General features: G+C 61.1%; 9 protein-coding genes. 8 read left to right on the forward strand and 1 reads right to left on the reverse strand.

Annotated elements, in window-relative coordinates; all coding sequences use genetic code 11:
• The first annotated feature begins 230 nt into the window (after positions 1 to 230).
• From AC2A6O_RS20830 to AC2A6O_RS20845, 4 genes are all read left to right on the forward strand, one after another.
• Positions 231 to 662: a methylglyoxal synthase gene (locus AC2A6O_RS20830; protein ID WP_498929926.1), complete on the forward strand. Its 432-nt coding sequence runs from the start codon at positions 231 to 233 to the stop codon at positions 660 to 662.
• Entirely contained in the window at positions 659 to 1,699 is a 1,041-nt protein-coding gene (locus tag AC2A6O_RS20835; protein ID WP_498929928.1) for an ROK family protein, read from the forward strand. Before AC2A6O_RS20830 ends, AC2A6O_RS20835 begins: the two co-directional genes overlap by 4 nt.
• A gap of 11 nt (positions 1,700 to 1,710) precedes the next feature.
• A complete protein-coding gene (gene hrpB / locus AC2A6O_RS20840) occupies positions 1,711 to 4,182 on the forward strand; it encodes an ATP-dependent helicase HrpB (protein ID WP_498930165.1) in 2,472 nt (823 codons plus the stop codon).
• Between the two features lie 100 nt (positions 4,183 to 4,282).
• A complete protein-coding gene (locus AC2A6O_RS20845; RefSeq protein WP_148585495.1) occupies positions 4,283 to 5,164 on the forward strand; it encodes a hypothetical protein in 882 nt (293 codons plus the stop codon).
• Positions 5,165 to 5,253: 89 nt separating this feature from the next.
• Here AC2A6O_RS20845 and putA read toward each other — a convergent pair whose 3' ends face one another.
• On the reverse strand, positions 5,254 to 8,394 hold the full coding sequence (gene putA / locus AC2A6O_RS20850; RefSeq protein ID WP_498929931.1) for a bifunctional proline dehydrogenase/L-glutamate gamma-semialdehyde dehydrogenase PutA: 3,141 nt from the start codon (positions 8,392 to 8,394) through the stop codon (positions 5,254 to 5,256).
• A gap of 140 nt (positions 8,395 to 8,534) precedes the next feature.
• On the opposite strand from putA, the gene AC2A6O_RS20855 reads away from it, so the two are divergent.
• The 4 genes from AC2A6O_RS20855 (at position 8,535) to AC2A6O_RS20870 (ending at position 12,734) form a co-directional block, all read left to right on the forward strand.
• Complete coding sequence (locus AC2A6O_RS20855; protein ID WP_148585497.1) at positions 8,535 to 8,990, forward strand: Lrp/AsnC ligand binding domain-containing protein; 456 nt, start codon at positions 8,535 to 8,537, stop codon at positions 8,988 to 8,990.
• A 120-nt stretch (positions 8,991 to 9,110) separates the two neighbouring features.
• Positions 9,111 to 10,334, forward strand: coding sequence for an ABC transporter substrate-binding protein (locus AC2A6O_RS20860; RefSeq protein WP_498929933.1), 1,224 nt, complete (start codon positions 9,111 to 9,113; stop codon positions 10,332 to 10,334).
• A gap of 10 nt (positions 10,335 to 10,344) precedes the next feature.
• Complete coding sequence (locus tag AC2A6O_RS20865) at positions 10,345 to 12,048, forward strand: ABC transporter permease (protein ID WP_498929935.1); 1,704 nt, start codon at positions 10,345 to 10,347, stop codon at positions 12,046 to 12,048.
• A gap of 8 nt (positions 12,049 to 12,056) precedes the next feature.
• Entirely contained in the window at positions 12,057 to 12,734 is a 678-nt protein-coding gene (locus tag AC2A6O_RS20870; protein WP_498929937.1) for an ATP-binding cassette domain-containing protein, read from the forward strand.
• The last annotated feature ends 128 nt before the right edge of the window (positions 12,735 to 12,862 follow it).

The raw sequence follows: 12,862 nt of genomic DNA on the forward strand, positions 1-12,862 counted from the left end.
TTTTTCCGGCCAGCCGTCTTCCCAAAGGGAACAGCCTCTGAGCCTGCTCCTTCATCTTCCTTTGCCTAAAGTGCTTTGAGCGGCTAAACACTTTCCCGCCGCTGTCGTTTTCTGCCGGGGTGCCTTCGCCTGTTTTCGTCCGTGCACGAAGAGGTCGCCCGGGACTTTGGTTTCGATCAGCTATCGGCTATTCAATCGATCCGGATTGCATAGACCCCAGGGGACCCTTGATGCCTGCAACGCCCACTCTTGCGCTTGTCGCGCATGACGCCAAAAAAGACGCCATGGTCGAATTCGCCAAACGGCATCTGGACAAGCTTTCCGTTTTCGATCTGGTGAGCACCGGCACAACCGGCGGCCGTATTCTGGAAGCCTGTCCGAACCTCAATGTCACGCGGCTGAAAAGCGGTCCGCTTGGCGGCGACCAGCAAATCGGTGCGATGATTGCCGAAGGCAAGCTGCAGGGCCTGTTGTTCTTCATCGATCCGCTGTCGCCCATGCCCCACGATGTCGACGTGAAAGCCCTCATGCGCCTTGCCGTCGTCTACGACATGCCGATGGCCCTCAATCCGTCGACTGCGGATATCCTGCTGCGCTCCGCCCGCCTGCAGGGCCTCAAGACAACGTCCGCGACACCTGAAGTTGGCTCCCTGTCCTCATGAGTTTTCCCAAGACCGCAAAATCCTTTGCCTATCCGGTTCTGGTTGCCGACATCGGCGGTACCAACGCCCGTTTCGCACTGGTTGACGACGCACAGGCGCCTACCCGCATGTGCGGCAAGACAGCGACCGCGGATCATGCCGACATTTCCTCGGCCATCCGCGACGTCGTCCTTGCCGACGCAACGCCGAAACCGCGCACCGCGATCATCGCTGTCGCCGGCCCCGTCACCGGCGACAGGATTCCGCTCACGAATGCGGCCTGGGTCATCGAACCGCTGAAGATGATTGCCGATCTCGGTCTGGAAGAAGTGATCGTTCTCAACGATTTCGAAGCGCAGGCTCTGGCCCTGCCCGGTTACAGCGGCGGCGACATAGAACAGGTCGGCTCCGGTGCCATTCGGAATGAGAGCGCCAAATTCGTGCTCGGCCCGGGCACGGGTCTCGGCGCTGCGGCCATGATCTATGCCGCACAGACCTGGATCCCCGTTCCGGGAGAAGGCGGCCATGTGGAACTCGGTCCGGTCACACCGGAAGACCTTGCCATCTGGCCGCATATCGAGCTTGTCGGCGGACGGCTGGGTGCAGAACAGATCCTGAGCGGCACCGGCCTGCCCCGCCTTGCCCGCGGCGTTGCCACGCATATGGGGACGGAACGGTGTTTCGAAACCGCAGCCAGCATCACCATGGCCGCAGAAGACAACGATCCGGTTGCGGTCAAAACACTGGAAGTCTTCGCCCGGGCGCTTGGCCGTGTGGCCGGCGATTTTGCCCTTACCGTTCTCGCACGCGGCGGCGTTTATCTGACCGGCGGCGTTACATCGCGGATCACGCGTTTCCTGACCGACGGAGGTTTCCGCGCCGCGTTCGAGGCCAAGGCGCCCCACGAAGCACTGATGGCCAAGGTCCCGACCTTCATCGTTCGCCACCCGGACCCGGCTCTGGAAGGCCTTGCCTCTTTCGCACGCGCACCGGAAGCCTTTGCGGTGGACATGCAGGGCCGGCAATGGACCGCTGGTGCCGAACCGGGCGCGAGCTGACACGGGCGCCCATGTCCTGCGTCCCAACCTTTGCGGCCTCGCTACCAATCGACGGTGTCCTGCCGGAGCTTCTGGCAACACTTGAAGCAGGGCCGAATGCGGTTCTGGTTGCAGAACCGGGCGCGGGCAAGACGACCCGCGTGCCGCTGGCCCTATTGAATGCAAGTTGGCGCGGTGACGGCAAGATCCTCGTTCTGGAACCAAGACGGTTGGCGGCCCGCGCTGCCGCACGCCGGATGGCAGCCGAACTTGGCGAAAAACCCGGAGAAACCGTTGGCTACCGGGTGCGCATGGAGACGAAGGTCAGCGCCCGTACACGGATCGAGGTCATCACTGAGGGCGTTTTCACAAGGCTCATTCTGGACGATCCGGAGCTGACGGGCGTTGCCGCCATTCTCTTCGACGAATTTCACGAACGCTCGCTGGACGGCGATCTCGGGTTGGCGCTGGCGCTAGATGTGCAGTCGGCTCTGCGCGACGACCTGCGTCTGTTGCCAATGTCCGCAACGCTCGATGCTGCCGGGATATCACGCCTGCTTGGCAATGCACCGGTGATCGAAAGCACGGGCCGGAGCTTCCCGGTCGAGACACGATATCTGGGACGGACCCCGAACGAGCGCATCGAACCACAGATTGTACGGGCTGTCCGGCAGGCACTCGCGGAAGAAACCGGATCCATTCTCGTCTTTCTGCCAGGTCAGGGCGAAATCCGCCGCACCGCCGGGATGCTGGACGGCAACCTGCCCGCCAATTGCCAGGTCGCGCCGCTTTACGGCGGGCTGGATGCCAAGGCGCAGGATGCGGCCATTCGGCCGGCTGATGCCGGCATCCGCAAGATCGTGCTGGCCAGTGCCATCGCCCAGACTTCGCTGACCATCGAAGGCGTGCGTGTCGTCATCGACAGTGGTCAGGCGCGCGTGCCGAAGTATGAGCCGCAGACCGGGCTGACACGGCTGGAAACCGTCCGTGTCTCACGCGCTTCAGCCGACCAGCGCCGCGGCCGCGCCGGACGTACCGAGCCCGGTGTCTGCTACCGGCTCTGGGATGAAGCGCAGACCGTCGCCTTGCCGCAAGCCGAGGCACCTGAAATTCTGGAAGCGGATCTGACCGGGCTGGTGTTGGACCTTGCGGCCTGGGGGACACTCGATCCGGAGGCTCTCGCCTTTGCCGATCCGCCACCAAAAGCTGCCTGGACCGAAGCCAGGACACTGCTTCAGGATCTTCATGCACTGGATGGCCACGGACGTCTGACCAGCGACGGCAAGGCCCTGGCGAAGCTTCCGCTGCATCCGCGCCTCGCACATATGGTGATCGAAGGCGTTGCCCGAGATCTCGGCTTTACCGCCGCGATGATCGCGCTGGTGCTGTCCGAACCGGGTCTTGGCGGCCGGGACCCGGACCTGCGTGCACGTTTGCAGTCCTTGCGTCACGACAAGAGCCAGCGCGTGAAAGACGGCCGCCAGTTGGCTGAACGCTGGCTGAAGCAGGCTGGCGGGTCGGGCAAGGAGATCGACCCGGAGAGCGCCGGACTTCTGCTCGCCCTTGCCTATCCCGACCGTGTTGCCCAGCAACGCGGACAGACCGGCCGCTTCCGTCTTGCGAACGGCAGGGGCGCTGAACTGGAGGCGGAACATGCCCTTTCCCGGGAAGCCTTCCTTACTGTTGCCGATATTCAGGGCAAGGCGGCAAGCGGGCGTATCCAGCTCTGCGCGCCAGTTTCCAAATCCGATATCGAGGATCTGTTTGCTGCCGACATCGTCGAGCAAGATGAAGTCCAACTGACCGGTGACGGCACGCTGAAGGCGCGGCGTGTCACCCGCTACAAGGCGGTCGAACTGAAGTCCGTCCAGATCCAGTCCGCCGATCCGGAAGCCGTTGAACGGGCCCTGATTGCCGAAATCCGCCGGCGCGGCGTCTCCCGCCTGCCCTGGAGCAAGGAACAGGAACGGCTGAAGAAACGTGTCGCCTATGCCCGGGAGAACGGGGCGCAGGATCTGCCGGACCTTTCCGATGGCACCTTGACGGAAACCCTGGAAACCTGGCTGCAGCCTTATCTCGCCGGCTGCACGAGCCTGGGGGCAATCGACACCGCGCTTCTCGGCAATGCGCTTGCAGTGCTCCTGCCCTATGATGCGGCTGCACGGCTGGACAGCCTTGCCCCCTCGCACTTCACCGCCCCGACAGGCAGCAAGGTGCCCATCGACTATGGTGCAGCCGCAGGTCCGACGCTGTCCATTCGCGTGCAGGAACTCTTCGGCCTCAAGGAGCACCCAAGCGTCTGCGACGGCAGATTGCCGCTGATCCTGGAACTTCTCTCCCCGGCACAACGGCCGATCCAGATCACGAAGGATCTCCCCGGCTTCTGGCAAGGCTCCTGGGCGGATGTGAAAGCCGACATGAAGGGCCGCTATCCGCGGCATCCGTGGCCGGACGATCCGATCGAAGCGGAGGCGACGAGAAGGGCAAAACCGCGAGGGAGCTGATTCTCCCGTAAATCACATTCGAATTCAGATAAGCTCTTGACTTGAGCCTGCCATATGCGTTTCCAAGAAGGGCTTAAACACGAAATTTAAAAGAAATCCGATGAAACTGATCTTTCTCTTTTTTGTCTTTATTTTTAGCCATGTCTGCGCCGCCAGTAGTTCTACTCCACTGAGCGACAAAGACGCCGAAAGAATCACTTCCGAAATGATGTTGCAACTTGAGCAACTTCATGAACGCTTGATGGAGATTCTCGAACTGCAAGACCCAACAGAGCGTCAACCAGAGTTGGAGAGGATCAGAGAAGAACTCGAAGAAATTCAAGTTCCGTATCAGACAGCACTGCAGAGTATCGAAACTCAACCACAGGAAAGCTCATCTTTTACGAGAAGGTCGCATCTGAAAGACCTCTGGAAGTGTCAGAAAGCCGTCGCGGTCCTAGTTACTTTCTCGGACATTGTCGTCCAACCTGAAGTTCGTTTTCGTTCCCCTACCCGGGTTCAGAAAACCTACTTCGATTTCTTGAGCAAAAGTGAAGACTGTCGCTATCAGCTCGGCAAAGAACCATCTGCAGAGCTCGACACACCTGCGAAAGTATTTCAGGCTTATCTGCGAGTTATGGAGCGTACTCTCCGCGAGATGAAAGATCTGGACGACCCTGGCTTTCTAGCGGAAACAAGAGGGGATCAGTACGAATGGTTCAGGTTCAAGGAAAAGATTTATTGGCGTCTTTACTCGGAAAATAGTTGGGAGCTTTATAGGCTATACGCCATCACATCTGGGTTAAGCTTGCGTTCGGAAGAATACCGGAACGAGGTGCGCGCGTTTGGCGCGTGCCGAACAATGCAGGGATCATTTATGCAACTTGTTGATAAATATTCCTTTTTTTTGGCACGCGATATTCCCGGCCTCCTACACGACAGGTCATTGAACCGCTTGGTCACGAAGTTCGCGGAATGCGAAGCGGCATTGTCCGATAAGTAAAACGAACTCTTGTATATCAATCTCCGGAAATGGCTCCCTTCAAACGCGAGGCGGTAAGGGAGCCATCTCTCAGACCACGAGTTGGCTAATCAATCGTCCGATGCAGCCACCAGGCTTGCGTTGCCACCGGCGGCCGCGGTGTTGATGGACACCACCTGTTCCAGGGCGAACCGGTAGAGGTAGGCCGGGCCGCCTGCCTTGGGGCCGGTGCCGGAGAGGCCGGAGCCGCCGAAGGGCTGGGTGCCGACGACCGCACCGATAGTGTTGCGGTTGACATAGACGTTGCCGACGGACAACCGGTCGACAACCTTCTTCACCGTTGCATCGATACGGCTGTGAACACCGAGCGTCAGGCCGTAGCCGGTGCCTGCGATCTGGTCCAGCACCTTGTCGAGGTCGCCAGCCTTGTAGCGGACCACGTGCAGCACCGGTCCGAAGACTTCCCGCGTCAGGGCCTCGGCCTTGTCCAACTCGATGATGTGCGGGGCCACCCAGGAGCCGTTGGCCAGCTTACCGTGCGGTGTCTTGCCGGCATAGCGCAGTTTCTGGCTCTCCTTCATGTCATCGACATGGGAGAGAACGTTGTCGCGCGCTTCCTCATCGATAACCGGGCCGATATCGGTGGATGGCAACCGGGGGTCACCCAGGCTCAGTTCCCTGGCAGCGCCTTCCAGCATCTCCAATAGATGATCGGCGACATCCGCCTGCACATAAAGCAGACGCAGTGCAGAGCAGCGTTGGCCGGCGGAGCGGAAAGCGGACATCATGACGTCGTCGCAGACCTGTTCCGGCAGGGCCGTGGCATCGACAATCATCGAGTTGATGCCACCGGTTTCCGCAATGAGCGGAACGATCGGGCCACGTTTGGCAGCAAGCGTGCCGTTGATCAGCCAAGCGGTTTCGGTCGATCCTGTAAAGGCGACACCGGCGACGGCCGGATGGGACGTCAGCGCCGCACCGACATCCCCCTCGCCCGGAAGCAGGTAGAAGACATCTTCCGGGACACCGGCCTCATACATCAGCTTGGCGGTCTCAAAAGCGATCAGCGGTGTCTGTTCCGCCGGTTTGGCAACAACGGCATTGCCCGCCATCAGGGCGGCGCTGATCTGGCCGAGGAAGATCGCCAGCGGGAAGTTCCACGGCGAAATACAGACGAAGACGCCGCGACCCCGATAGCGGTAGCGGTTTTCCTCGCCGGTCGGCCCCGGCATCAGCTTGCCTTCGCCGAAAAGATTTCTGGCTTCAGCAGCGTAGTAACGGCAGAAGTCGACCGCCTCACGGATTTCGGCGATACCGTCCGTCAGGCACTTGCCGGCTTCCAGGGAGAGGATCGTCATCAGACGATCCCGGTTTTCCTCCAGCAGGTCACCAACCTTGTCGATGGCGGCCGCACGCTCTTCAACCGGCATGCGGGACCATTTCTCGAACCCCTTCTGGGCGTTCTCGACAGCCAGGCGCGCCGTGTCGCTGTCCGCGAAACGCACCGTGCCGACCTTGGTCGTGCCGTCCATCGGGGCAAAGACCGGGTTCGCATCGCCCGACGGTTTCAGCCCCGCGCCCAGCGGAGCGGCATCCGTGAACGGGGCCGTGGTATTCGCCATGCCGGACGTCAGCAGATTGCGTTCCGCCGCACAGCCAAATTCCACACCATCGGAGTTGCGGCGGCTGTCGCCGTAAAGATCCTTCGGCAGCGGGATCGAGCGGTTGATCGTGTGGTGACCGTTGTCGAGCAGCTCTTTCGGCCGCTTGAGCATCTTTTCAACCGGGACGGAGGCATCGCCCACGATTGTGACGAAGGAGGAGTTGGCACCGTTTTCCAGCAGGCGGCGAACGAGATAGGCCAGCAGATCCTTGTGGCCGCCCACCGGGGCATAGATCCGGCACGGGAAGCCGTCGCGCTCAACCACCGACTTGTAGAGGCTTTCGCCCATGCCGTGCAGGCGCTGGAACTCATAGCCTTCAGCCTTGCTGCCGGACAGTTCGATGATCTGGGCGACGGTCAGTGCGTTGTGTGTGGCGAATTGCGGGTAAAGCACATCGCGCGCCGCCAGCATCCGCTTGGCACAGCACAGGTACGACAGATCCGTCGCCGCCTTGCGCGAGAACACCGGATAACCTTCCGCCCCGCCTTCCTGGGCGTGCTTGATTTCCGTATCCCAATAGGCGCCCTTGACGAGGCGGACCATCAGTTTGCGATTGGTCTTGCGGGCCGCGTTGACCAGCCAGTCGATGACGTGAATACTGCGCTTCTGATACGCCTGAACCGCGAGGCCAAAACCGTCCCAGCCCTCGGTGACCGGATCGGTCAGCATGGCGGCGATGATATCCAGCGAGATTTCCAGCCGGTCTGCTTCTTCCGCATCGACGGTGAAGTTGAGATTGTGATCCTTGGCCATCTGCGCCAGTTCGCGCAGCTTCGGCAGCAGTTCCTCGCGCACGCGCTCGCCGTTGACCGCCTGATAGCGCGGATGCAGCGCGGAAAGCTTTACCGAAATACCTGGACGGTCCGGCAGTTGCTTGTCGCCCGCAGCCTTGCCGATGGCGGCAATCGCGTTGGCATAGGACTGGAAGTAGCGCTCGGCGTCTTTCTGGGTGCGCGCGCCCTCGCCCAGCATGTCGTAGGAATAGCGGTAGCCCTTGGCTTCCTGTGTCCTGGCGCGTTCCAGTGCCTTCTGGATGGTTTCTCCGAGAACGAACTGGTGACCGAGCAGACGCATCGCCTTGCGGGTTGCCATGCGCACGGTCGGCATGCCCATGCGCTTGACCAGGCTGGAAAGGATCGACTGGGGCGTGTCGCCCGGGTGCAGAAGACGGGAAGTGACGCCCAGCGCCCAGGAAGAGGCGGAGACCAGCCAGGTGTCGGATTTTGGACCTGAGGGATCGTCAAAGCGGGCCGCTGCCAGCTTGTCCTCGATCAGCTTGTCGGCGGTCTTTGCGTCCGGAACGCGCAGCAACGCTTCTGCCAGCACCATCATGGCCAGGCCTTCGCGGGTGGTCAGGCCGAATTCGCGCATGAAATCTTCCACGCCGCCGAGGCCGACCTGGACGGAGCGCATGTCCTGAATATAACCGCGGGCGCGCTGGTCGATCAGTTTTTCCACCACCGGGTCGGTGTTGGCTTCCTTCAGAAGCGCTTCGACAAGCGTTTTGTCATCGGGGGCATATGCCGGGCGAAACGGCTCGAGTTCGGTCGAATTGACTGTCTTCATGGCTGCAGCGGTTGCGGTCATGAGAACCTCCCAAAGAGGCCCCGCAGGGCCAGGTCACAAGATCCCCTAAATTATCTTGAATCAAAGTCTGCTTTTCGCTGTTTTTCGAGCTATTTCCCGTGTATTTCTCTATCATCTTTCGATTTACAGGGAAATTCTCCATGCTTGACGCTACGGACCGGAGGATTCTGAAGGTTCTCCAGCAGGATGGCCGTATTACCAACACGGAGCTCGCCGATCGGGTGCATCTTTCGGCGACCGCGACAGCCGAACGCATGAAGCGGCTGGTGCGCGAAGGCTACATCGAACACTTCTCGGCCAGCCTCAATCCGAAGAAGGTTGACCGGGGTTTGCTGGTCTTCGTCGAGATCCGTCTCGAGCGCACGTCTCCGGAGATTTTCGACGCCTTCAAGCTTGCCGTCGAGCGATCAACCGACATCATGGAATGTCACATGGTGGCGGGCGGCTTCGACTATCTCATGAAAAGCCGCGTCAAGGACATGGAAGCCTATCGTGCGTTTCTGTCTGATGTGGTGCTGGCGCTGCCGGGCGTGCGCGAAACGCATACATATGCCGTCATGGAAGAGATCAAGGACACGCATATTCTGCCGGTGTGATCACCTCTACGACCACACAGACCCGAACACTCTTCGTTCACAAAGCCTTGTCTTGACCGTGCAATGCGCCTTGCGCGAGGGAACGGGGGCAGGACGAGATCCGAAACAGGGGATATTGTAATGAAACGCAAGCTTGCCGCAGCGCTTGGCCTTCTTGGAGCACTCATGACGCCGGTTGCGTCTCCGGCACAGGAACCCGTCAATGATCCGGCGTGGCAGGCCGTTCTGGACGATGCCAAGGGCGAGACCGTTTATTTCCACGCCTGGGGCGGTGAGCCGCGTATCAACGCCTATATCACCTGGGCAGCCCGGGAAGTGGCGAAGAATTTTGACATTCGCGTACTGCAGGTAAAGGTCAGTGACACGGGCTCGGTCGTCTCGCAGGTTCTTGCCGAAAAATCGGTCGGTAAAAACAGCGGCGGGGCTGTCGACCTGGTCTGGATCAACGGCGAGAACTTTGCGGCCATGAAGGAACAGGGTCTGCTGGCGGCTCCCGGATGGGCCCAGTCGTTGCCGAACTGGCGCTACGTCGACGTGGAAAACAAGCCGACTGTCGTTGAGGACTTCACCGTGCCAACGGATGGCCAGGAAAGCCCGTGGGGCATGGCCAAACTGGTGTTCATCTATGACAGCGCGCGCCTCGACACCCCGCCCGCAACGCTTGATGGGCTTCTGAGCTACGCCAAGGCGCATCCCGGCCGCTTCGCCTATCCGCAACCGCCCAACTTTTATGGCACGACCTTCCTGAAGCAGGTTCTCGTCAGCACAGCTCCGGACAAGGTTGCCCTGACGAAGCCTGTCGATGAAGCCCGTTTTGCAGAAATGACGGCACCGCTGTTTGCCTATCTGGATGACTTGCACGGCGCGCTCTGGCGTCAGGGCCGCGCCTTCCCGAAGGATGCGGCGCACATGCGCCAGCTCCTGGCGGACGGGGAACTCGACATCGCGTTTTCCTTCAATCCATCCGGTGCCTCGAGCGCTATTGCGAACGGCGAACTGCCGCCCAGCGTGCGCACCTTCGTTCTGGACGGCGGCACCATCGGTAACACCCACTTTGTTGCAATCCCGTTCAACAGTTCCAGCCAGGCGGGGGCCAAGGTCTTCGCCAATTTCCTGCTGTCGCCCACCGCACAGGCACGCAAACAGGACCCCGACATCTGGGGAGACCCCACCGTGCTGAACGTGGCAGGTCTGCCGGAAACCGAGAAGGTTCTCTTCGACACGCTCGACCTTGGACCGGCAACCCTGACACCCGATCAGCTCGGCCCGGTCTTGCCTGAACCGCACCCGAGCTGGGTCAGCGCCCTGGAAGAAGCCTGGACTGCCCGCTACGGCGCCGAGTGAGCCGCAAGACGTGTTGACGAGCCCGAAAGCAGGTCCCGCCATACCGGTCTTCCTGGTTTCGGTTCTTCTGGCCGGGCCGGTTCTTGCCGGCCTTTTGGGAACCGTTCTGCCTGCCTTCGGGTACTTGCCGGCCCTGGGCCACAGCGGGCTATCGCTTGCGCCGCTCCAGCAGCTTTTCCAACAACCGGGCCTGGTGACGTCGCTCTGGCTCAGCTTTGCCACAGGGTTGGCGGCTTCCGTCCTGTCGCTGGTGATCGTACTGCTGTTCGTCGCTGGCTGGTCCGGAACGAGGACTTTCCGGCACCTGACCAGGTTTTTGTCCCCGCTGCTTTCCGTGCCCCACGCTGCGGCAGCCATTGGCCTTGCCTTTCTGATTGCACCTTCCGGGTTTCTGGTTCGTCTGGTGTCTCCCTGGGCAACCGGCTGGACCCGGCCGCCGGATGTTCTGATTCTCAATGATCCGTTCGGCATCGCCATGACGATGGGCCTCGTTGCCAAGGAAGTGCCGTTTCTGTTCCTGATGACACTTGCGGCGCTCAACCGCCCACAGATCCAGGAGTATTTCAAGGCGGGGGCCAGCCTTGGCTATGGCCGTGTGGCAACCTTCTTCACCATCGTGCTGCCGCAGATCTATCCGCTGATCCGCCTGCCGGTTCTGGCGGTGGTCGCCTATGCCACATCCGTTGTCGATGTCGCCGCCATCCTCGGGCCGACGACACCCGCCCCGCTTGCCCCGCGCCTCGTGAGCTGGATGAACGATCCGGATCTGACTTACCGCCTGATGGCCTCCGCCGGAGCCCTGTTGCAACTTGCCGTCAGCGCCGCAGCACTGGGAACCTATCTTGCAGGCGAACGACTGGTTGCGACCGTATCAAAACGCCGTCTTGTCACCGGACATCGCCACCTGCAGGAGCGAACGGCAAGATATGGCGGGCTTCTGGTGATGGTGACCATCATTGCGGCCATGGTGCTGTCGCTCGTGCTTCTCGGACTGTGGTCCGCGGCCCGCTCTTGGTGGTTCCCTGCGGTTCTGCCACAAGCCTGGAATGTCATGCGGCTGGCCGACACACTCGGCATGAGCCTGGGTCTTCTCGGCACGACCGTCGGTCTGGCGTGCGCCTCCGCATTTATCGCGACGGCCCTGACGCTGTGGCTACTGGAAGCACGCGATCACCGCAAGTCATCCTCTTCCCGCCGTCTCAAGACACTTGTATTCCTGCCTCTGCTGCTGCCGCAGATCAGTTTTCTGTTCGGCTTGCAGCTCTTGTTCCTGTCGGCTGATTTCAGCGGCACCTTTGTCGCCGTCTTGCTGGCCCACCTGGTATTCGTCTTGCCCTACGCCTTCCTTGCCCTGAGCGATCCCTGGGATCGGCTCGATCCGCGCTATGCCAAGGCCGCTGCCGCCATTGGCGCGTCCCGTGCCCGCATCTTCTGGCAGATCCGTTTGCCGTTGCTGCTGAGGCCTGTACTGGTGGTGCTTGCCGTGTCTGCCGCAGTCTCCGTCGGTCAATATCTGCCAACCCTGATGATCGGCGCCGGCCGGATTGCCACGGTCACCACCGAAAGCGTCGCGCTTGCCAGCGGAGGCAGCCGGCAGGCCGCCGCGTTGCTGGCCTTGTTGCAGCTTGGCATTCCGCTGGCTGGTTTTGTGCTGGCCGCGCTTTTGCCGGCCCTGCTTCACCGCAACCGCGCCGCCATGCGGCTGGAAAGGTGAGGCCATCGATGCACACCAACACAGAGACAACGGGTCTTATTCTTCAGACCGTCGCACTGCATCTTGGCGGCACATTGTTGCTTGAGATCGACTGCCGGATAGACCCCGGAACGGTGCTCACCGTCATGGGGGAGAGCGGCAGTGGCAAGTCCAGTCTGCTCGACTTCATTGCCGGTTTCCTGCGGCCGGATTTTAAGGCAAGCGGCAAGGTGCTTCTGGATGGACGGGATCTCACGCCCCTGCCTGCACAGGAGCGGCACATTGGGCTGATGTTCCAGTCGCCACTGTTGTTCCCGCATATGTCCGTCTTGCAGAACCTGATGTTCGCCATCCCGGCGACCGTCCGCAAGAAATCGCTCCGGCAGGACATGGCACAACAGGCGCTTGACGATGCCGGGCTTTCCGGGTTCGGCAGCCGTGATCCCGCGACACTGTCCGGTGGTCAGCAGACCCGGGTCGCACTCATGCGAACCCTTCTCGCCGAACCGCATGCTCTGCTGCTGGATGAACCTTTCTCAAGCCTCGACAAGGCCCGGCGCGCCGACATCCGCACCCAGGTCTTCGATGCGGCGAGAGAAAAGAGATTGCCGGTGCTTCTGGTCACGCACGACGAGGAGGACGCGGTTGCGGCTGGCGGCAAGGTTCATGTTCTCGATGAAAGTGGACCGGGCAAAGGCTGCGCCTGAGGTTTGGCGCGCGATCTATCTGATACAGCCAAGTCTTCTTTCTTCACGCCCTGTGAGCGTGGGCGAGTGGAACGCTTTGGGGAAAACAAAGCTTACGTCGGGACCCCGCCCTGCGAGTGGTTGCCAGA

The sequence above is a fragment of the Labrenzia sp. ATLA3 genome (assembly GCF_057180185.1).

What these genes read in the sequence shown, in the direction of transcription:
- hrpB (WP_498930165.1), top strand. Translation starts at nt 1,711, where the DNA reads ATGTCCTGCGTCCCAACCTTTGCGGCCTCGCTACCAATCGACGGTGTC.
- AC2A6O_RS20835 (WP_498929928.1), top strand. Translation starts at nt 659, where the DNA reads ATGAGTTTTCCCAAGACCGCAAAATCCTTTGCCTATCCGGTTCTGGTT.
- AC2A6O_RS20855 (WP_148585497.1), top strand. Translation starts at nt 8,535, where the DNA reads ATGCTTGACGCTACGGACCGGAGGATTCTGAAGGTTCTCCAGCAGGAT.
- AC2A6O_RS20860 (WP_498929933.1), top strand. Translation starts at nt 9,111, where the DNA reads ATGAAACGCAAGCTTGCCGCAGCGCTTGGCCTTCTTGGAGCACTCATG.
- putA (WP_498929931.1), bottom strand. Translation starts at nt 8,394, where the DNA reads ATGACCGCAACCGCTGCAGCCATGAAGACAGTCAATTCGACCGAACTC.
- AC2A6O_RS20830 (WP_498929926.1), top strand. Translation starts at nt 231, where the DNA reads ATGCCTGCAACGCCCACTCTTGCGCTTGTCGCGCATGACGCCAAAAAA.
- AC2A6O_RS20845 (WP_148585495.1), top strand. Translation starts at nt 4,283, where the DNA reads ATGAAACTGATCTTTCTCTTTTTTGTCTTTATTTTTAGCCATGTCTGC.
- AC2A6O_RS20870 (WP_498929937.1), top strand. Translation starts at nt 12,057, where the DNA reads ATGCACACCAACACAGAGACAACGGGTCTTATTCTTCAGACCGTCGCA.